This window comes from Pseudohalioglobus lutimaris (genome assembly GCF_002866825.1).
Classification (GTDB): domain Bacteria; phylum Pseudomonadota; class Gammaproteobacteria; order Pseudomonadales; family Halieaceae; genus Halioglobus; species Halioglobus lutimaris.
In genome coordinates this window covers 200,821-220,971 of sequence record NZ_PKUS01000008.1, presented here as the reverse complement: position 1 = coordinate 220,971, position 20,151 = coordinate 200,821, and the positions used below count along the sequence as shown (strand labels likewise).

General features: G+C 60.3%; 15 protein-coding genes. 8 read left to right on the top strand and 7 right to left on the bottom strand.

Features of this window, described 5'->3' with window-relative positions:
* Window positions 1-71 precede the first annotated feature (71 nt).
* Both C0039_RS09325 and C0039_RS09320 read left to right on the top strand, forming a co-directional pair.
* Window positions 72-908, top strand: a complete 837-nt coding sequence (locus tag C0039_RS09325) for an inositol monophosphatase family protein (protein ID WP_076000019.1) — start codon at window positions 72-74, stop codon at window positions 906-908.
* Window positions 909-910: 2 nt separating this feature from the next.
* The gene (locus C0039_RS09320; RefSeq protein ID WP_084179524.1) at window positions 911-1,765 is read left to right on the top strand and encodes an SDR family oxidoreductase; all 855 of its coding nucleotides are present in this window, start codon (window positions 911-913) and stop codon (window positions 1,763-1,765) included.
* 121 nt (window positions 1,766-1,886) lie between these two features.
* Here C0039_RS09320 and ggt read toward each other — a convergent pair whose 3' ends face one another.
* Together ggt and C0039_RS09310 are read right to left on the bottom strand one after the other, a co-directional pair.
* Window positions 1,887-3,608 carry a gamma-glutamyltransferase gene (gene ggt, locus C0039_RS09315; RefSeq protein ID WP_101517936.1) on the bottom strand — a complete coding sequence of 574 codons (1,722 nt, stop codon included), beginning with the start codon at window positions 3,606-3,608 and terminating at the stop codon, window positions 1,887-1,889.
* Between the two features lie 163 nt (window positions 3,609-3,771).
* Window positions 3,772-4,824: a TIGR03617 family F420-dependent LLM class oxidoreductase gene (locus tag C0039_RS09310; protein ID WP_243391585.1), complete on the bottom strand. Its 1,053-nt coding sequence runs from the start codon at window positions 4,822-4,824 to the stop codon at window positions 3,772-3,774.
* A 196-nt stretch (window positions 4,825-5,020) separates the two neighbouring features.
* On the opposite strand from C0039_RS09310, the gene C0039_RS09305 reads away from it, so the two are divergent.
* Both C0039_RS09305 and C0039_RS09300 read left to right on the top strand, forming a co-directional pair.
* Window positions 5,021-6,601, top strand: coding sequence for an AMP-binding protein (locus C0039_RS09305; RefSeq protein ID WP_076000017.1), 1,581 nt, complete (start codon window positions 5,021-5,023; stop codon window positions 6,599-6,601).
* Window positions 6,602-6,800: 199 nt separating this feature from the next.
* Entirely contained in the window at window positions 6,801-7,880 is a 1,080-nt protein-coding gene (locus C0039_RS09300) for an MBL fold metallo-hydrolase (RefSeq protein WP_076000016.1), read from the top strand.
* Window positions 7,881-7,882: 2 nt separating this feature from the next.
* On the opposite strand, the gene C0039_RS09295 is transcribed toward C0039_RS09300, so the two are convergent.
* Window positions 7,883-9,382, bottom strand: coding sequence for a flavin-containing monooxygenase (locus C0039_RS09295; protein ID WP_076002230.1), 1,500 nt, complete (start codon window positions 9,380-9,382; stop codon window positions 7,883-7,885).
* A 163-nt stretch (window positions 9,383-9,545) separates the two neighbouring features.
* Between C0039_RS09295 and C0039_RS09290 the strand changes: the two genes are divergently transcribed.
* From C0039_RS09290 to edd, 4 genes are all read left to right on the top strand, one after another.
* Window positions 9,546-10,580 carry an AraC family transcriptional regulator gene (locus C0039_RS09290; RefSeq protein WP_076000015.1) on the top strand — a complete coding sequence of 345 codons (1,035 nt, stop codon included), beginning with the start codon at window positions 9,546-9,548 and terminating at the stop codon, window positions 10,578-10,580.
* Window positions 10,581-10,658: 78 nt separating this feature from the next.
* Window positions 10,659-12,113: a glucose-6-phosphate dehydrogenase gene (gene zwf / locus C0039_RS09285; RefSeq protein ID WP_101517911.1), complete on the top strand. Its 1,455-nt coding sequence runs from the start codon at window positions 10,659-10,661 to the stop codon at window positions 12,111-12,113.
* On the top strand, window positions 12,106-12,789 hold the full coding sequence (pgl, locus tag C0039_RS09280; RefSeq protein ID WP_165787081.1) for a 6-phosphogluconolactonase: 684 nt from the start codon (window positions 12,106-12,108) through the stop codon (window positions 12,787-12,789). The genes zwf and pgl overlap by 8 nt, the downstream gene beginning before the upstream one ends.
* Entirely contained in the window at window positions 12,789-14,597 is a 1,809-nt protein-coding gene (edd, locus tag C0039_RS09275) for a phosphogluconate dehydratase (RefSeq protein ID WP_076002228.1), read from the top strand. Before pgl ends, edd begins: the two co-directional genes overlap by 1 nt.
* On the opposite strand, the gene C0039_RS09270 is transcribed toward edd, so the two are convergent.
* The 4 genes from C0039_RS09270 to C0039_RS09255 all read right to left on the bottom strand — a co-directional run bounded on the left by C0039_RS09270 (window position 14,594) and on the right by C0039_RS09255 (window position 20,014).
* Window positions 14,594-15,799 carry an iron-containing alcohol dehydrogenase gene (locus C0039_RS09270; RefSeq protein WP_101517909.1) on the bottom strand — a complete coding sequence of 402 codons (1,206 nt, stop codon included), beginning with the start codon at window positions 15,797-15,799 and terminating at the stop codon, window positions 14,594-14,596. The genes edd and C0039_RS09270 overlap by 4 nt on opposite strands.
* Window positions 15,800-15,902: 103 nt before the next feature.
* Window positions 15,903-17,276 carry a DUF1501 domain-containing protein gene (locus tag C0039_RS09265; protein ID WP_101517908.1) on the bottom strand — a complete coding sequence of 458 codons (1,374 nt, stop codon included), beginning with the start codon at window positions 17,274-17,276 and terminating at the stop codon, window positions 15,903-15,905.
* A 10-nt stretch (window positions 17,277-17,286) separates the two neighbouring features.
* The gene (locus C0039_RS09260) at window positions 17,287-19,014 is read right to left on the bottom strand and encodes a DUF1800 domain-containing protein (RefSeq protein WP_101517907.1); all 1,728 of its coding nucleotides are present in this window, start codon (window positions 19,012-19,014) and stop codon (window positions 17,287-17,289) included.
* A gap of 145 nt (window positions 19,015-19,159) precedes the next feature.
* Complete coding sequence (locus C0039_RS09255) at window positions 19,160-20,014, bottom strand: sugar phosphate isomerase/epimerase family protein (RefSeq protein ID WP_133125969.1); 855 nt, start codon at window positions 20,012-20,014, stop codon at window positions 19,160-19,162.
* Between the last annotated feature and the right edge of the window lie 137 nt (window positions 20,015-20,151).

Sequence of the window (20,151 nt, the reverse complement as noted above, 5' to 3'; positions counted from 1 at the left end):
AAGTCAATCAGCGCGACCGGACGACCTTTACCCGGGATTCGCATTGACGCCGGACGCAGCAGGGGCAAGCCATGCCGATAAACATTGACCACGCACAGGTCAGCGCACTGATACGCGAGGCGGCGGCAGAGGACATCATGCCGCTGTGGCGCAAACTGGAAGACCACCAGGTCGAGGAGAAACGTCGCAACGACGTGGTAACCGATGCTGACCGGCACTGTGAACAGCGATTGAGCCACGAGCTGGCGGCGCTGCTGCCGGGCTCCCTGGTAGTCGGCGAAGAGGCCGTACACGCCGATCCCGGGTTAATGGCAGCGCTGGAGTCCGTGCGACCGGTATGGGTGATAGACCCTCTGGATGGCACTAACAATTTCGCTTCCGGCAGCGGCCCCTTTGCCGTGATGGTTTGCCTGGTAGAGCGCGGCGAAACCATCGCCGCGTGGATCTATGACCCTCGATCAGAGTCAATGCTGACAGCTGAAAAGGGCGCGGGGGCTGTACTTGACGACCGGCCACTCCAGCTGACGCCGTTTGCCGGCGGCACCAATGGCGTATCTGGCGCGCTCTCCACCCGCTACCTGCCCGCTGAACTCACCCCCGCTGCGCTGGCCGGTGCGCAGCAGCTCGGCACCACACGCGCCAGCGGCTGTGCAGGCTACGACTACCGCGCCCTCGCCACCGGGCATTACCAGTTTGCATTCTACTATCGCACCCTGATCTGGGATCATGCCCCCGGTGTGCTCATTGTCACAGAAGCAGGCGGCACTGCCGCGCGACTCGACGGTAGTGTATATCGTCCAACCGCATCCACTCCTGGACTGCTCTGCGCCTGCGACCCGCAAACCTGGCGCACGACCCGAGACCTTACCGCCCCTTCCTATCAACCAGACTCGACGAGCAGGACCTGAACATGGACATCACCGGAAAGCACATTGTTATCACCGGCGCCACCGCCGGCATCGGCCAGAGTTCGGCGCATACGCTGGCGCAACAGGGCGCAGACCTCACACTGCTATGCCGCAACCTGGAAAAGGGCGCTGCCGTCGCCGCGGACATCATCGCGGCCGGAGGCCGCGAACCCAAGCTGATAGAAATGGACATGGCCAGCCTGGCAAGCGTGCGCAGCGCGGCCCAGGCCGTGCTCGCGCCGGGTCGCCCGGTGGATATCCTGCTCAACAATGCGGGGGTGGTAAACACGGCACGTAAGCTTACCGTGGACGGGTTCGAAGAGACCCTGGCGGTCAACCATTTCGCGCCCTTCCTGCTCACCGGCCTGCTGCTGCCCAACATGCTGGAAGTGCCCGGCGCACGCATCGTCAACGTCGCTTCGGCGGCGCACGAATTTGTCAGAAACATGGGCTTTGACGACATGCAGGCGGAGCAGGGGTTCAAAACCTTCCGCGAGTACGGCCGTTCCAAGCTCGCCAACATACTGTTCACCCGCAGTCTCGCCACGCGCCTGGAAGGCGAATCCATCACGGTGAACTGCCTGCACCCCGGTGCCGTCGCGACCTCCCTGGGCGCACAAAACAAGGGCCTTGTAGCCAGACTGCTTCCCGCCCTCCTCAGGCCTTTTTTCCGCACCGCGGACAAAGGCGCGCAGACCTCTATCTACCTGTGTACCAGCGATGAGGTTGCCGACGTCAGCGGCGCTTATTTTGCCAACTGTAAACAGAAGCTGCCCAGGCCCTGGGCCCGCGACGATGACGCTGCGCAACGCCTGTGGGAGTACACCGAAGAAACCATTGGTTTTGAATATCCCTGATGCACGACGCACAGGGTGCAGAGCTCCCCGCTACTGAGACAGGCACCCGTTTGTGCCAGGACATCGCCAGCGGCGAAATCCGCTCGGCTACCGGGTATCAAGACCTGCCCAGGCAGGCTGCCTACCAGGCCACTACGGTGCCATCTTTACGCATCTCAGTGGCCCCGGCGTAGCTTCCTTTCTCGCGATCTACCTTGATCGCCTGATAGCCGCCGAAGCGCACGCCGCTGGCATCGATTTCAACTTTATGACCCATCGCCCGCAAGCGTTCGACCGTTTGCGCCGGCACACCGGGCTCCAGGTACAGCGTCCCCAGGGGGTCACCGTCCACGCTGGTCGGCTCCCTGCCACCATCGTGCAGGAAGCGTGCGGCATCACCGGCCTCCTGCACATTCATACCAAAGTCCAGCATGTTCACCAGTATCTGCACATGACCCTGCGGCTGCATGGAGCCACCCATGAGACCGAAGCTCATCACCGGCTCACCATCTTTCATCAGGAAGGCCGGAATAATGGTCTGGAACGGGCGCTTGCCCGGTGCATAGACATTGGCGTGCCCCTGTTCCAGGGAAAACAGCTCACCCCGGTCCTGGAACATAAAGCCCAGGCCATCGGGCACCATGCCCGACCCCATGCCGCGGTAGTTGGACTGAATCAGGGAAACCATCATGCCGTCCTTATCTGCGACAGTAAGATAGGTCGTGTCCCCTTCACTTTCCAGTTTGGGCTCACCGGGGCCGAACTCTGCAGAGGCTCTGCGCGGGTCGATCAGGGCGAAGCGCTGCTTACCGTAGTCATCCGACAGCAGCCCGGCGAGCGGCGCGGGCGCAAACGCCGGATCAGCGTAATAACGCGCAACGTCCTCAAACGCCAGCCGCTTGGCCTCCACCATGTAGTGAAAAACCTCAGCCGAACCCCGGGACCACTGGGACAGGTCTACATTCTTGAGGATGGACAACATCTGCAATGCCGCGAAGCCCTGACCGTTGGGCGGCAGTTCATAAAGATCATAACCACGGTAGTGGACGCTGCCGGGTGCAACCCATTCACCCTGGTGTACGGCCAGGTCCTCGTAGGCGAGGCCGCCGTCCATGTCATCGAAATAGGCAGCCATCTGCCGCGCCAGACTGCCGCTATAGAAGGCGTCGCGGCCCTCCAGCGCTATCGTCTCCAGCGTGTCGGCCAGGTCTGTATTGGTCAATATGTCGCCTGGCTGCGGCGACTGCCCGCCCTTGAACCAGGTGTCGCGAATGTTATCCAGATGGGGGCTGTCGGCATAGATCCTGCTGAAAAAATCCCAACTGCGTGAAAAATAGTATGCGATCACTGGTGACACCGGGAAACCGCTGCGAGCGTAGTCGATAGCCGGCGCCAACACCTGGTTCATCGGCAGACTGCCAAAACGCTCATGCAGCGCAAACCAGCCATCTACCGTACCCGGAACAGATACCGGCAAGGGGCCATGGGAGGGTATGCCCCTGAAGTCTCCAGGCAGCTCTCCCCGCGTCTTCATCGCATCAATACGCGACTGCAGTTGCGCCAGGGTTTGTCCTTGTGGAGACCGCCCGGAGCCGTTGTATCCGTGAAGCTGCCGCGTTTTGGGATCCCAGACAATCACGAAGATATCGCCGCCAATACCGTTGCCGGTTGGCTCCATCAGCCCCAGCGCTGCATTGGCGGCGATCGCTGCATCGACCGCAGAACCACCCTCCTTGAGAATATCCAGCGCCACCTGCGACGCCAGCGGATGTGCGGTGGCGGCCATACCGCGACTGCCATACACCGGGCTGCGCGACCAGGTCTCTCCTACCGGCCTGCCACCGGGGCCCAGCTCAGCCGACATACTGGTGGCCTCCTGCCGGGGCTCCACGTTGGAACATGCCTGCATCAGGCATAACAAAAGGGTCGCGCCCAAAATTCCGCATAGTGATCTCATCATCGGCCCAGGTTGGTATGGTCTGGACCGGATGATAGCCCAGAAAACCCGGCCGGACTGCCCCTCAGGCTCAAATGCGCCGTGCAAGCTCCCGGCGCAGCGTAGCAAGCAGTGACACATCCGGCTGGTACACCACCGGAGAGACGCGCTGCACCTTGCCGGCGAAACGGGTGCTGATCTTTTCGGCGACCTCGGCGGGGGTGCCCACCACGGCGAATGTGTTGAGAATCTCGTCGTCGACGAGGTCATTGAGCTGTGCCCATTCACCCTGCCGGATCATCTGCAGCGCATCGCTGTGCAACTGCTCCCACCCATGACACGCCAGCACCGGCAGATAGGCCGGAGTGGACGCGTAAAAGGCGATTTGATTGCGTGCGGATGCAATGGCCGCGGCCATCGTCTCCTCGTCCAGACCAGTGGCAGTAATCACCTGCGCAGCCACCTGGAAATCAGCGCGATCCTTGTTTGCCCCGGCAAGGCCGCGGTCAATAGCAGCCAGTGACAGCTCATCCATGGAGCGGGCAGTGCTGAAAGGATGCATAAAATAGCCGTCCCCCACCTCGGCCGCCACTTCCGTCATCACCGGCCCTACACCGGCGACAAATATTTTCGGCACGCCGTAGGCGTTAGGCTGGGGAGCAAACACCGGCGACATCAACGTGTGCTGATAGAACTCGCCTTCAAATCGCAGCTTTTCCCCGGTCTGCCAGCAGTCCCAGATAGCGCGTACCGCCTGCACCATTTCACGCATGCGAGACGCTGGCTTGCTCCAGGGCATGGAGAAGCGACGCTCAATATGCGCTTTCACCTGTGCACCCAGGCCCAGAATAAACCGCCCCTCGGAGAGGTTTTGCAGGTCGTTGCCCAGATATGCAAGGTTCATCGGATTGCGGGCAAACGCGACGGCGATAGACGTCATCAGTTCCATTTTCGAGGTGCTCATGGCCGCAGCGGCAACGGTGATAAAAGGATCGCTCTGGCCTTCAAATGTATAAGCCCCGTCGAACCCGGCCGCTTCCAGGTCGGCCGCCATCGCCGCAACTCGCGCCGGTTCAAACATCAGCGAACTATCGATTTTCATCAGCACCACCTCATCAGGCAAAGCGATAGTATTGCCGACCACTGGCGTTTCCACCACCATCGAAGCGGACAGTAAAGATGGGCATTTGTGTTCACCCTGATCGCAAACAACAGGACAATGTGATCGCGAGCGTCATTGTCCGGGCGCCGGCCTTGTGGCACTTTCTGCTGCAGATGAGGCGAGCCCCGCCGGGGCAACGTAGTCCAGACACTGCACAACTCCTATTCAGGCTGAAACGATGAACCCAGAGATTCTGTATCAACAACCCCTTATGCCGCAGCTGCTGGTGGAAGGCCTCAACCGCTTTAACGACGAGCCCTGCCTGTACCTGGGAGACAAGGTTGCCAGCTATCGTGACGTGCGCGAACAAACCAGCCAGTTGGTGCAGGCACTGCAAAGCAAGGGCCTGGGCATAGGCAGCCGTGTGGCAGTAATCTCCGCCAACCGCCCGGAAGTATTGTCCAATATCGCCGCCATGCAGCTGACCGGTTGCATCGGGACGCCGCTGCACCCACTGGGCTCGGTTGACGATCACGCCTACGTACTGGAAGCGGCGGAAATTGATACCCTGGTGTTCGACCCCTCTGTATTCTCAGAAGTGGCGAAGGCTCTGCAGGCGAAAGTACCCAAGCTGAAGAACCTGCTCGCCTTTGGTCCCACCGAGGTCGGCGAGGATTACCTCGCAATGGCCGCCAGCTTTGATCCGCAGCCACTGCAGGCGCCGGATATCGGCCCTGAGGATATCGCCTCCGTCATGTTCACGGGCGGCACCACCGGCAAACCCAAGGGTGTAATGAGCCCGCACCGGGTCAGCGCCACCATGACCCAGATACAGATGGCGGAGTGGGAGTTTCCGGAAGAACTGCGCATGCTCATCGCCACGCCGCTGTCTCACGCTGCTGCCGCCTTCTTCATTCCCGTATTACAGAACGGCGGCGCGTTTTACGTGATGCAGGGCTTTGGCATTGATGACTTCTTCGACATGGTGCGCGACCACAAGATCACCTGCACCATGCTGGTCCCGGTAATGTTGTACTTCCTGCTGGACTCGCCGCGTGCCACTGACGGCTCTATGGACAGTATGGAAACCATTTTTTATGGCGCATCACCGATAAGCCCTGCACGCCTGCAGGAAGGCCTGGAGAAATGGGGTCAGATCTTCTACCAGTTCTTCGGCCAGTCCGAGTGCCCCATGGTAATCGCCAATATGCGCCGGGCCGACCACGACCTGAGCAAACCGCAGCGCCTGGCATCCTGCGGCCGCCCCACCCCCTGGGTACACGTTGCGCTGCTGGATGCCGACTGCAATCCCGTTCCGCCAGGTGAACCCGGGGAGATCTGCGTGCGCGGCCCACTGGTCATGCAGGGCTACAAGGACATGCCGGAACAGACCGCCGAGGCCTTCGCCGGTGACTGGATGCACACCGGCGATGTTGGACGCCTGGACGAGGACGGCTTCCTCTATATTGTCGACCGCACCAAGGACATGATCGTCACCGGCGGGTTCAACGTGTTCCCCCGGGAAGTGGAGGACGTTCTCGCCACCCATGAGTCTGTCGCCCAGGTCGCCGTTGTAGGTGTGCCCGATGAGCAATGGGGAGAGGCCGTTAAGGCCGTGGTCGTGCCCAGGCCGGGAGTGGAAGGTTCCGACGAACTCGCCGCTGAACTACAGGCACTGGTAAAAGACAGGAAAGGTTCAGTGCAGGCACCCAAGTCCGTGGACTTCGTCACCGGCATTCCGCTGACCCCGGTAGGCAAGCCGGACAAGAAAGCGGTCAAGGCCCAGTACTGGGAAGGCAGCGAGCGCAGCGTAGGCTAATCTCCCCGGAAGACCCTCACACCGCGCCGGACCACGCTCGATACCCGGGCACCGGGCTTCTGGCCGCCAGCCCCCTAAGCCTGCTGGAGCGCGCCCTGACGTGGGCGAGCTGGTAGCGTCCCTGAAAGCGAATTACAAGTCTGGACAGGGGGCCTCCCAGGCACCAACATAAGATTCGCGCCCCGACACTGGATATCGCATGCAAAACCACACCCCTGAGACCTATCGCGGACTCGACTTCCCTTTTGGACGCAAGCCCGAGATTGAGCCGGGTAAACCGCTAAAGATTGCCGCGGGCGTCTACTGGGTGCGTTTCGCCATGCCCATGTCCCTTGACCATATCAACTTGTGGCTGCTGGAAGACGCCGAGGGCTGGACGGTGGTTGACACCTGCCTGGGCATAGAAACAGCTCGCGAGACCTGGGAATCGCTATTTGGCGACTTCATGCAAGGCAAGCCTGTCAGCAGGGTCATCTGCACGCACATGCATCCTGACCACGTCGGCCTCGCCGGCTGGCTCTGTGAACGCTTCAACTGCGAGTTGTGGATGTCCCGCGAGGAATTTCTCATGTGCCGGGCAATGGCTGCAGATACCGGGCGACCCGCGCCCGATGTGGCCCTGCGTTTCTACCGCGCTGCAGGCTGGAAAGATGAATGGCTGGAACAGTACAAAAAGAAATTCGGCAATTTCGGCCGCGCGATTCACGCCCTGCCCGACAGCTTCCGTCGACTAATCAACAGGGAGACCATAACCATAGGCGAACACTACTGGCAGGTTATCGTCGGCAGTGGACACTCGCCAGAGCACGTAGCGCTGTATTGCCCGGGGCTCAAGCTCCTTATTTCAGGCGACCAGATCCTGCCCCGCATTTCGCCCAACGTCAGCGTTTATCCCACCGAACCCAAAGGTGATCCGCTCAAGGAGTGGCTGCGTTCACAAGCGCTGATCCGCGAAGTCCTGCCAGATGACCTGTTGGTACTGCCTGCTCACGAAGCACCATTCCACGGACTGCATGTACGTCTCAGCCAGATCATCGAGGGACACAAACAGGACCTGGTGAAGCTGTTCAACTTTTTGGAACAGCCCTGCAGGGCGGTGGACTGTTTTCCCGCACTGTTCAAGCGCGAGATCAACGGCGGCAATATCAGCCTGGCCACCGGGGAGACTCTGGCCCACCTCAACTGTCTGTTGGGCCGCCACCGCATTACCCGTACACAGGATGAACACGGCGTGGACTGGTACCAGCAGATACCGGAGACGGCCGACTACGGAGATTAAGCTCAGGCCGCCGGGCGCAACGGCTCCGCCTCCTCCGGCGCGACGCGCACAAAGTCGTCCAGCTCAGGTTGCTGCAACTCTTTCTCCCATTGCTGCCAGGAATAGGGCCACATGGCCGGGTCGCCATCAGCATCCAGGTACCAGCTCTGGCAACCACCAACCCAAACCGTATTCTTCATCCCCTCGCGCAGGTAGGCGTTAAAACGCTGTTTGGCCTGCTCGGTAGCCTCCACCACAGGCAAATCCCCACGACGCCACAGGTCGATCAACTTCAACATGTAGCTCGCCTGCACCTCGCTCATGGCGATCACCGAGTAGTTGCCAATCGGGGTGTTGGGGCCCAGCATCAGGAAGAAGTTGGGAAAACCGGGTAGACATAAGGAGCGGTACGCCTGCACCTTTTTCGACCAGGCCTCATCGATGGTCTGTCCATTGCGGCCGCGCAGGTCCATGGGACGCATAAAGTTGAAGGGGTGAAAGCCGGTGGCGAGAATCAGCACGTCCAGTTCATGGGTGACGCCATCGCTGGTGACCACCCCGGCGTCGCAGATACGCTCTATCGCGGTCGTCTCCACAGTCACGTTGTCCCGCTGCACGGCGTCATAGAACGTGTTGTTGATGATGAGGCGTTTACAGCCCACGGGATAGTCCGGCGTAAGCTTTTTGCGCAACTCGGGGTCGCGCACGCTTTTGCGTAGATTACGCTTCGCCGTCCACGACATATAGGCATGCTGCAGCTTGCTGCCGGTGACCGCTTTGCTGAAGGTGTTGCGCAATACAAAAGCGTAACGCCGGCTTATTGCCGCCAACTTGTCCTGCCTGCCGCGCAGCCTGGCCTTGTCGGCTTCACTATAGGATTTATCCGCAACGCGAATGATCCACTGCGGCGTGCGCTGGAATACGGTCAGGTGACCGGCAGTGTGGCCAATCTCACCGATAGCCTGGCAGGCCGTAGAGCCTGTACCGATAATACCAACGCGCTTGCCGGCGAGGTCCACATCGTGGTTCCAGCGGGCGGTATGCCACATATCGCCCTTAAAGCTGTCCAGCCCCTCAATGTCTGGATAGGCCGGATGATGAAGAATGCCGGTGGCAGAGACTACAAAGTCCACTTCCAGCTGGGTGCCTTTACTGGTGCCCAGCTGCCACTTCCCGTCAACGTAGTGACAGCTTTCCACCGCTTCATTAAAACGAACCTGCCCGGTGACGCCCTGCTCGTCAGCCACCTGCTGGAAGTATTGCTGGATTTCAGCACCGCGAGCAAAGCGGTGGCTCCACTCCGGGTTACCGCGGAAACTGTAGGTGTACATGTGAGCGGGCACATCGCAGGCGACGCCCGGGTAGGTGTTCTCACGCCAGGTGCCGCCGAGCTTGTCGGCCTTCTCGAGAATGGTGATATCTGTTATCCCCGCCTCGCGCAGTTTGATCGCCATGAGTATGCCGGTCATACCCGCCCCGATCACTGCTACCGAGGGATTCTGTCTCGCTGTACTGTCTTGCATTGCCACACCCATTTTTCCATGATTATAACTGCGTACTTTAAAAAGTATGGAGCCAGAAGCAAATATGGCCCCGGGACAAATACTTATGAAAATAGGACACAAGCTCTTGTCTTGTCGCCGTCATTAACCTAGTCTCGAAAGTGCTATGACAGAGAAGCAGTAAATGGGTAGTAAAAGCGATACCAGCCATCACATCAAAGCACTGCCCACCGCGCTGAGAGCGATGAGCGCGATGGGTTTCGACCCAGCGGAGTGTCTCACCGGCACCGGCCTTCGCCAACGCGACCTGGAGAACAGCAAAGACATACCCTTTACGCTGGAGCAGGAATTCCGCTTCCACCGCAACCTGCTCGCGCTCACCGATAACCCCATGCTCGGCCTCCTGCTGGGGCGCGAATACCAGCTGGAGTCATACGGACTGCTGGGTTACGCGTTCATGAGTGCCCCTACACTGCGACAGGCAATGATCGTGATCCGCAACTATGGACCGCTCACGTTCACTCTCTTCGATGTCAGCTTTCTGGTGGAGTCCGGCCGCGGCAAACTGCGCTTCTCTCCGGACATTGCCATCCCACCGGATCTGCTGACCTACTATGTGGATCGCGACCTCACCGCAGCGGTCAGTGGCGGTCACAATGCCGTTCGCCAGCCACTGCAACCGATACAGATACAGCTCATGCACAGCGGTGACCACCAGCGTGAGCTCTACGAGCGCCATTTTTCCTGCCCGGTGACCTTCTCTGCACCCGCGTCGGAACTGCAGATCGACGCCGCAGTACTCGATGAGACCCTGCCCATGGGCGACAGTGAAACCAGCGCGATGTGCCAGCAGCAGTGTCGCCTGCTGCTGGCGAGAATGCGAGCCGGCAGTACCTATGTCGACAAGGTTCGGCAACTCATCGTGGCCCGGCCAGGTTACTTCCCGGATATCGACTACGTCGCCGAAAAACTCAACATGACCAGCCGCACCCTGCGCCGCAAACTGTGCCGCGAAGGCAGCTGCTACCAGGACATTCTGGCAGAGGTACGCTACCAACTGGCCCAGGAATACCTGGCCACTTCCACACTGCCGCTGGAGGAGATTTCCATTCTTTTAGGCTACAGCGCACCGGGCAATTTCAGCAACGCATTCAAGCGCTGGCACGGCTCTTCTCCGCGCGATTTCAGGCGGATGGAGCGCGGCACGCCAGGGCTGTAACGGGTGCGCGTGCGCTGCACCCCCCGCAGGCGGTAATGACACAAACAACACATTAAGCCCTCCCGAGGAACGACGTGTATGAGTCAGATGGTTGATTTGGTAATTTTTGGTGGCACTGGAGATCTCTCCACCCGCAAATTACTGCCCGCACTTTACCAGTTGCATCGAGACAAACTCGCGGGCCGCCTGCGGCGAATCATCGCCACCGGTCGCAGTGACATGGACAGCGCAACATTTTGCGCCGATGCTGAGGCAAACCTGGTGCGTTTTCTTCCCGAGGGAGACTGGGACGAGTCCGTATGGGCAAGCTTTAGCGAGCGCCTGGTATACGCCAGAATTGAAGCAAGCCAAAGCGACGACTACCAGCGGTTAGCCGCCGTCCTCGACCAGGGGGGCGCCCCCGGCCGGCTCTTTTACCTGGCGACACTGCCTTCACTGTATGGCGCGATCTGCCAACAATTGCAGTCCGCCGGTTCAGTCAATGCGGCCAGTCGCGTGGTACTGGAAAAGCCCCTTGGCCATGATCTAGCGTCCTGCCGGCAAATCAACGAAGAGGTCTCCGCCGTATTCGATGAAGAGGCAATCTTTCGCATAGACCACTACCTGGGAAAGGAAACGGTGCAGAACCTGCTGGCACTGCGCTTTGGCAATCCGCTGTTCCACCCCATGTGGAACAATACGTTTATCAGCAACGTGCAGATCACTGTGGCTGAGGACATCGGTGTCGCGGGCCGCGGCAGCTACTACGCCGACACCGGCGCCTTGCGCGACATGGTGCAGAACCACCTGCTGCAGGTGCTTTCGCTGGTAGCCATGGAGCCCCCCGCCAGCTTGAAGGCGACCGATATTCGCGATGAGAAGATGAAAGTGTTGCGCTGTCTGGAGCCCATCACCACGGCCAATGCAAAGGAGCGCACGGTACGCGGACGCTACAGTGCCGGCGCGGTGAGCGGCACAGCAGTCAAAGGGTTTCTGGAAGAGGATGCATTCCATGATGCGGACAATACCGAAACCTTTGTTGCCCTCAAGGCGAGCATCAATAACTGGCGCTGGGCTGGCGTCCCCTTTTATCTGCGAACCGGCAAGCGACTGGCCCGCAGCTATTCGGAGATCGTGATCGAGTATCGCCGTCAGCCCTTTTCACTGTTCGCCAATGATCCCCAGGAACTCACCAACAAGCTCGTGGTTCATCTACAACCTGAGGAAAGCATCAGCCTGCACACGGTAAACAAAAAGCCCGGACTGACCAGCAGGCTGCGGCTGAAGCCAGTGGAATTGCACCTGACGGATGATTCCCAGGAAAAGCACAGCAGTTACGACGCTTATGAGCGGCTGTTGCTGGACGCCCTGCACGGCGACCAGACGCTGTTCATGCGCCGCGATGAAGTGGAAACCGCCTGGCGCTGGATCGACTCCATCATCGAGGCCTGGGATGAGAACGGCACACCGGTGAAGCCTTACAACGCGGGCACCATGGGACCCAATGCGGCAACGGCGTTGGTGGCGGTCGATGGGCGCAGCTGGCATGAGTGAGCAGCGGCTGTTTGAGGATCGGGCGGCCCTGGACCGGAGCCTTGCTGAACACATTGCCAGGCAGCTGCAAGAAGACATCGCGCAGCGTGGCGCGGCCAGCCTGGCGGTGTCCGGCGGCAGTACCCCCCGTGGCATGTTTACCTGTCTCGCGAGTCAGGTGATTCCATGGGATCGCGTACACATCACGCTGGTCGATGAACGCTGGGTGGATGCGAGCAGCCCGGATTCCAATGAGCGGCTGGTGCGTGAAACGTTAATGCGCGGTCCCGCCGCTTCAGCGCACTTTACCGGCATGAAGTCCGGGCACGATGATGCCGACCATGCACTGGGGGAAATGAACGCAAAACTGGAACGCATGCCGCTCCCCTTTACCTGTGTGGTGCTGGGCATGGGCAACGATGGGCATACCGCCTCATGGTTTCCCCGCGCAGCCAACCTGCAGCACTTGCTGGACCCTGAAAGCGATCTCCTGGTGGGAACTTGCAATCCAGTCACGGCGCCACACCAGCGCATGACACTGACCCTGGCGGCGGTGCTGAGCGCCACCGACATCATCCTGCATATCACCGGTGATGAAAAACGTGCGGTACTCGAACAAGCCGCAGAGAAGCACTACCCGGTTGCCGCAGTGACCGGGCAGTACGACAACGAAGCAACTATCTGGTGGGCGCCCTGATGACCGATCCCCGATTGAACGCAATCACACAACGCATTGTTGAGCGCAGCCGCAGTACCCGCGCAGCGTACCTGGCGCGGATGGATGACCAGCGGGCACAGGGGCCGCGGCGCGGGACCCTGTCCTGCTCCAACCTCGCCCACGGCTTTGCCGCTTGCAATGCTGGCGACAAACAGACCCTGAAGCTGATCGAAGCCGCCAACATCGGCATCGTCAACGCGTACAACGACATGCTGTCGGCACACCAACCACTGGAAACCTATCCCCGCCTGATCAAAGAGGCGGCACACTCGCTGGGCTGCACCGCCCAGGTAGCAGGAGGAGTGCCGGCCATGTGCGACGGCGTGACCCAGGGCACGGCGGGAATGGAACTGAGCCTGTTCAGCCGCGACATGATCGCCGGCGCTACCGCAATTGCGCTGTCCCACAACATGTTCGACGGCGCGCTTTGCCTGGGCGTCTGCGACAAAATCGTGCCCGGGTTACTGATTGGCGCCCTCTCCTTTGGCCACTTGCCAGTCATTTTCGCGCCGGCGGGGCCGATGACATCTGGCCTTTCCAACAAGGAAAAATCGGCCGTACGGCAAAAATTTGCCGAGGGCAAAGTTGGCCGTGACGAACTGCTGGAAGCGGAGTCCGCCGCCTATCACAGCGAAGGCACCTGTACGTTCTATGGCACCGCCAACAGTAACCAGATGCTGATGGAAGTCATGGGCATTCATATTCCCGGAGCGGCCTTTGAACCTCCGGGTACGCCCCTGCGCGATGCATTGACCCGTGGCGCCGCCGAACGTCTGTGCCGTATAACTACACTGGGCAATGAATACACCCCGTTGGCAGAGGTGGTGAATGAAAGGAGTATCATCAACGCGATAGTCGCCCTGCTGGCCACCGGTGGCTCGACCAACCACAGCATCCATTGGGTCGCTATCGCCCGGGCCGCGGGCGTGCTCATCGACTGGCAGGACTTCAGTGAGCTGTCCGCAATCATTCCGCTGGTCGCGCGGGTGTACCCCAATGGCAGTGCCGATGTAAATCACTTCCATGCCGCCGGCGGCGCCGGTTTTGTTATTCGCACATTACTTGAGAACGGCCTGTTGCATGAGGACGTCACCACCAACTGGGGACATGGCCTGGGGCACTACACACGGGAACCGCAACTCGAAGAGGGCAGACTGCACTACATCGACGGCGCCACGCACAGTGCCGACACCGAAGTCCTGCGTCCGGCCAGCCAGCCCTTTTCCGTCGAGGGTGGCCTGCGCCTACTGCAAGGCAACCTGGGACGCAGCGTCATCAAAGTGTCCGCGGTGGCCACCGAGCATCGAATCGTTGAAGCACCGGCCCGCGTATTCGACAGCCAGGTAGCGTTGAAACAGGCCTTCGAGGCCGGCGAACTGGACTGCGACGTGATTACCGTGGTGCGCTTTCAGGGGCCTGCCGCCAATGGCATGCCTGAATTGCATAAGCTCACGCCTTACCTTGGCGTACTTCAGGACCGGGGCTTTCGCGTTGCCCTGGTAACCGATGGGCGCATGTCCGGCGCATCCGGCAAAGTACCTGCGGCGATTCACCTTACCCCTGAAGCACTGGCCGGAGGTGCAATTGCCCTGGTTCGTGATGGCGACATGCTGCGACTCGATGCCGAGACAGGGGAGTTGCGCTGCCTGGTGCCGGATGCGGAGTGGGCGCAGCGCACCCCCGCCACCCGCTGCACCGAGGATGCAGAACAGGGTACCGGCCGCGAGCTGTTTGGTTTTATGCGCCGCGCCGTCAGCGACGCTGAGTCGGGCGCCAGCGTCTTTTAGGCGGTTATCTGGTCAAGTATGCGCAGTGCACCCGCTTCGTCCAGCAGCCGGGGCACTGGGTAATCCATACACTCAGCGGCAGCGGCGGCGGCCAGTTCACCATGGTCCCCACGCTGGATCAGGTCAGAGCGATCCGGAATACCCACCTGGGTGCGCAGTTCACGCACTTCCGCAATAAACTTGTGCGCCAGCTGTGACGCGGGCTCACCCTGCTTGCCCACCCCGATAACCACAGCCAACTCTGCAAGGCGCGATTCTGCCTCTTCCCGGCAGTATTCCAGCACATGTGGCAGGACCAGCGCGTTGGCCAACCCGTGGGGAATACCATACTTGCCACCAAGCTGGTGAGCGATGGCATGTACACTGCCCACGGACACCAGATTGATCGCCATCCCGGCATAATAGGCAGCCAGTGCCATGCCCTCGCGGGCAGCCAGGTCATCACCTTGCTGGTAGGCATTCACCAGGTGCTCGAAAATAAGCTTGACCGCGATGCGCCCGTCCTCAAGGCGCGATCCCCGTTCCCAGACCCCAATATAGGCCTCGATGGCATGCGTCAGCGCATCCATCCCCGTGGCAGCAGTGATGTGCGGCGGCAGGCCCAACATCAACTGCGCATCCAGCGCGGTCGCCTTGGGCAGCATTGAAGGGCCGGAGATGATGCTCTTGGATTGTGTCGCGGCATCCTTGACCACCGCACCGGAGGTGACCTCGGAGCCCGTGCCAGCAGTGGTGGGGATCGCATAGATAGGCAGGGCCTCGTGCTTGACCTTGCCCAGCCCCTTCCACTTTCGGGGATCTTCACTGGACGTCGCACAGGCGGCAATCATCTTGGCGGTATCTATCGCAGATCCGCCGCCGATCGCCAGTACCACATCGCACTGTTCCGCCCGGAGCACAGCAAGTCCCGCCTCCACCTGCTCATAGGTGGGGTCGGGAAGTACGCCGTCAAACCAGGCCACCGGCAGCCCGGCGTCAGCCAGGGCTGAGGTTGCCTGGTCAGCAATGCCCAGATCGCGCAGCGGTTTATCGGTAACGACCAACAGCCTGGTAGCACCCAGGCTGGCGATATGCTGGCAGAGCTGACGACTGCAGCCTGGCCCAGCAAAAGCAATATTGCGGGCATCACCCATGAACGGGGTCAACACACGCAGCATCGCAAGGAAGGCGCGGTGTCGAATCGAGCGAATAGACAACGACATGACTGAATCCTTGTAGTTTCCCAAAGTCGGGCGTAATAGTAACAGGAAAAAACGGCGCCGAGCTTGGGTTCTCGGGCCATGCCCGCTGAGAAACCCCGCTAGTTCAACTGAGAATGCCCAGCGGACTCTTAAGTGATTCAGGGCTGTAAAAACGGCGGACATTGGGCAGGACAATGTCGAGTTCGCCGGGTGTAACGCCAAACCACAGTGCCAGTTCTGCGAAGTATTCCTCGACCGCTGTAGTCGGCGCGTAGATGCCGCGTCCCACATCGAGACCATTGCCAGGGTAGATCTCGGGGTACTCACCATAAAAAGTCCCGCCGTTAACGGCACCTCCCATGACGATATGGTGTCCGCCCCAGCCATGGTCAGATCCTTTACCGTTGGAGGTAAGTGTGCGGCCGAAGTCTGACGTGGTGAACGTGGTAACCTGATCCGCGACGTTTAGCTCCTGCAAGGCATCCCGGAACGATAACAGCGCCCGGCTCACCGTGGGCAGCATGAGGGCCTGGTTACCGAGCAGGTCGTCGTGATGGTCCCAACCGCCAGCAGTAACGAAAAACACCTGCCGCGGCGCACCGATCTGCTCGCGGATGGAAATGACTCTCGCTATCTGGCGCAGGGCGGCGGATAAAGGGTCACCGGTAAAAGGGGTACTGAGCAGCGGCGCGCCCTCCATTGCCGCTACAAAAAATTGCTGCGCGTCGATACTGCCCGCCAGTCGATTGCGATACTCGCGACGCAGAATATGATCCGGCCGGGCAGCCAATAGACCGTCGATAAACTGCCGACGCAATTCACCCACCTCCGAGCCATCATTGTATCCGTTGAGGCCGATGGCACCATTCCCCTGAGCCTCCACGCTGTATTCAGCAACAGAGGCACCACTCTGGAAAACGTTGTTGCCCGATAGCGATATGTTCATGGAGATACCGTTAGCGGGATTCGGGCCTTGCATCAAGTCGGCGATTCGACCGCCCCAACCCTGAGCACTGCGCTGATCAGAGATAGCGGTCTGCCACTGCTGTATCTGGTCGGAGTGGGAGAACAATCCCAGCGGCGCGCGCGCAGCGCCCGAGGAAATCGCCTCGGCATCAAACGGCTCCAGCAAGGTGCCGACATTACAGATCAGCCCGGCGTCGCCCTCGGCAAACAATTGCTGCAAACCTTCCATGCCCGGATGCAGACCGTAGCTGCGTCCATTCGCCGACGCGCCGGGCAATGGCAAAAGCGTGTCCCGAGGCAGCGCCAGATCGGAACGAATAGAGCGGTATTCGCCATACTGGTCGTTATCTGTAGGCACCAGCATGTTGAACGAGTCGTTACCGCCCGCCAGCAGAATGCAGACCAGGGCACGGTAGTCCTGCGCTCCCTGGGCGGCCACGCTGCGTGCGAGGCCCAGTTGCAGCAGGGAAGAGGCTGCAGTGACGGTGGCCAGACCACAGCCATGAGCTAGAAATGTCCGGCGCTTCATCATCGTAGACTCCTCATAATTCCACGGCCTGGTCGGGCGAAACCAACACCAGGTAAATCGCCGCCCTGACTCTGATTTCGAGGTCCTCAATCAACTCGATCGAGGCAAGAATGCTCTCCCGGGTGGACTCCGACAGTGTGCCGTAGGCCATAACCAGGTCAATGCGATCGAGCAACGCGCGGGGATCATCAGCCACCGCCAGGTACTCGCCGAGATCAGCTCGCGCGGGCTGAAACGGGGGAATGGCCAGGTCATTCCATTGACCCGCCAGCACGGCCGCATCCAGCAGGTTGGAAATTGATACCACAGTGGTGCTGTTGGTGATTTGGAACTCCGGCGCAACCAGATCCTGCGCGGCAATATCACCCAATGGGCTATGGCCAGGCAGATAGAAATTAAACACGCTGGGGGCAGACAGCGGGTGTTGACCGATAGTTTGTTGCACCGCGAAACCACTGTTGGCATAGAAGCCGTCGGGGCTGGTCACATTGAGCTGGCGTATAGGGGCTATAGCCCGCAGCAGTGGCTCCCGCAATTTACCACCAGTAGCATTGACGTCAGGTAAGGCCCTGGCCTCGGGGTCGAGTAGAACCGCGCGGATAACCGCGCGCATATCACCGCGCTCACCGGCACTGCCGCCATTGAATGCCTCCGCCACACGCTGCACATAGTCCGCGCTGGGGTTAGACATCACCAACCGCTGGATAAGCTGGCGGCCGATAAAGGGCCCCACGTTTGGGTGCTGGAAAAGATTGTCCAGCGCTGCTTCGATGTCCTCCATCCCGGGCTGCCCGGCTGGCACTATCTGGCCCCGTAAGAGGCGCTTCTCACCCGGGTCGTGAAAGGCCTCGAACATTTCCATGGGCGCCGTAAAATTGGGCTGACGGCGCTGCCACGGTCCCGTGCTTTGACCGAAGTTAAGCCCGGTAAACACGCGCGCGAACTCACGAATATCATCGTTGTCGTAGGTCGCAATCAGCTGGCCCTGAGCATCGCGCTTCTCGGTGCCATCCACGTTGAGCTCATACAAGCCAATCGTCAGCAGCTGCATCACTTCGCGCGCATAGTTCTCGTCGGGAAAGCGATTGGCGTCCGGATCCGCCAGGGCATTACCAAGATGACTGAGGTAAACCCCCATGGCGGGATGCAGGGTTACGGCCCGCAACAGATCGCGATAGTTGCCAAAACTGTGCTGCAACAGCGTGTCGTAGTAGTCACTCAGGGTATGCGGGTACAGCACCAGGTCGTCGAGGTTGTCGGAGACCACCATGATCTGGCTTAGTGCGTAGGCCACCCGCTGGCGCAGCTGGTCCTCTGCTGTAACCGTCTGATGCCACCAGGCCAATCGACGGAAGAACAACTCCGGCTGGTTAATCTCCGCTTCCAGGGCTGCCAGGTCACCCGCATCCTGGCGCCGTTCCAGTTCACTGACTACCGGGTCGTGATAGCTGATGGGCTGCTGAAACTGGCGCTCAATCCAGGCCTCCTCCCCCAGCGCGTGCATGGCCTCAATACCAGCATAACTCATGCCGAACGTGGCTCTGGATGCAAGGCGGGAAGCGGCTTCAATACCCGAAAGTACGGGTGTGGAGGGTGGCGGGTCCGGGTCGGGAACCGGGGCTGGAACCGGGTCGGGGCCTGGCTCGGGTCGCGCTGACCCACCGCTTCCACTGCTGCCCCCGCCACAGGCGGTCAGGGCCAGTGAGAGGCAGGCAAGCAAGAAACATCGGGCTAGAAACATAATACCCCCTCTTTAGCGCTTGTTTCCCCGTAGAGTTTCTCTACCGGGGCGAAACTTCCCCTGGCAAGCGTTCACTTGTCCAGTCCAACAATTGTAGTGCAAACCCGGCATTAACCGGCAAGCACTATGGCGCAAAAAGTGACGTTTACTGTCGCTGGGCACGCAAGACCTGTTTTACCAGCCGTATCGCGTCGGCGCTCAGCTGCAGGGGGCTGTCAAAACTGCTGCGCCAGACATTTTCAGGGTGCGCCGGCGCCACACCAGGGGCAAGGGCCTCGACCACCAGCCAACCAGCGTAATCGAGAAAATCCAGCGTCGCGAACGTCTCTGAAAACTGGACCTGGCCACGCCCAAGCGCACCGCGCTGGCTCTCGGCGAGACGCACGTGCAGCAAACGGTCCCCGGCTGCCGGCAGCGCCCTGGCCGGGTTGGTCTCCTCCAGATGGGCATGATACGTATTGTAGGCCACACCAATGTTGTCAAGGCCCACATCGCGACACATACGCGCAGCCGCAGCGGCCGTGTTAATCAGGTGGACATCAAATCGACTCTGGAATTCGATGGCGAGCGTGATGCCCAGCTTTCCCGCATACTCTCCCGCTTCGCGCAGGCAACGACGGCTCCACTCCCACTCGCGATCTGAAGGGGGCTCGCCGCTGAAAACACCATGGGCCTGGTAGAAACCACCACAAAGCAGTCGACTGCCCAGCAGCGCGCACTCATCCACACGTTGATGCAGATAGTCAGTCGCTGCCTGCCGCTCCCTGGCATCGGGCGATACCGGATTGGCTCCCGCCGGGAGGCGAGTACTGGCAGTTACGGCAAGGCCAAGGTCGCGCAGGGCAATAGCGAGCACTTTCAGCGTGGATGCACTCTGCCCGGCAAGGGGCAGCTCCACACCCTCATAACCCTGGGCAACCAGCATCTCCAGCAGCGGCAGTTGCTCCACGCCCGGTGCATGCGCCCAGAGGCGCAGGTCCATGCCTATCCTCACATCCACGTTCAGCTTCCCAACATCATGGTTCTCAATCGGTCCATCCGGGTTCGCAGTGATTAACGATGCCTGCCGTCACAGCCCCAACCAGCCTATTCTACTACCATGCAAACGACAGAAGTGAATCACCGGCTCTGCTACAA

Coding starts and splice junctions, on each gene's coding strand:
- C0039_RS09325 (WP_076000019.1), top strand. CDS start 72: ATGCCGATAAACATTGACCACGCACAGGTCAGCGCACTGATACGCGAG.
- C0039_RS09300 (WP_076000016.1), top strand. CDS start 6,801: ATGCAAAACCACACCCCTGAGACCTATCGCGGACTCGACTTCCCTTTT.
- C0039_RS09260 (WP_101517907.1), bottom strand. CDS start 19,014: ATGTTTCTAGCCCGATGTTTCTTGCTTGCCTGCCTCTCACTGGCCCTG.
- zwf (WP_101517911.1), top strand. CDS start 10,659: ATGAGTCAGATGGTTGATTTGGTAATTTTTGGTGGCACTGGAGATCTC.
- edd (WP_076002228.1), top strand. CDS start 12,789: ATGACCGATCCCCGATTGAACGCAATCACACAACGCATTGTTGAGCGC.
- C0039_RS09290 (WP_076000015.1), top strand. CDS start 9,546: ATGGGTAGTAAAAGCGATACCAGCCATCACATCAAAGCACTGCCCACC.
- ggt (WP_101517936.1), bottom strand. CDS start 3,608: ATGTCGGCTGAGCTGGGCCCCGGTGGCAGGCCGGTAGGAGAGACCTGG.
- C0039_RS09320 (WP_084179524.1), top strand. CDS start 911: ATGGACATCACCGGAAAGCACATTGTTATCACCGGCGCCACCGCCGGC.
- C0039_RS09265 (WP_101517908.1), bottom strand. CDS start 17,276: ATGATGAAGCGCCGGACATTTCTAGCTCATGGCTGTGGTCTGGCCACC.
- C0039_RS09295 (WP_076002230.1), bottom strand. CDS start 9,382: ATGCAAGACAGTACAGCGAGACAGAATCCCTCGGTAGCAGTGATCGGG.
- pgl (WP_165787081.1), top strand. CDS start 12,106: ATGAGTGAGCAGCGGCTGTTTGAGGATCGGGCGGCCCTGGACCGGAGC.
- C0039_RS09270 (WP_101517909.1), bottom strand. CDS start 15,799: ATGTCGTTGTCTATTCGCTCGATTCGACACCGCGCCTTCCTTGCGATG.
- C0039_RS09305 (WP_076000017.1), top strand. CDS start 5,021: ATGAACCCAGAGATTCTGTATCAACAACCCCTTATGCCGCAGCTGCTG.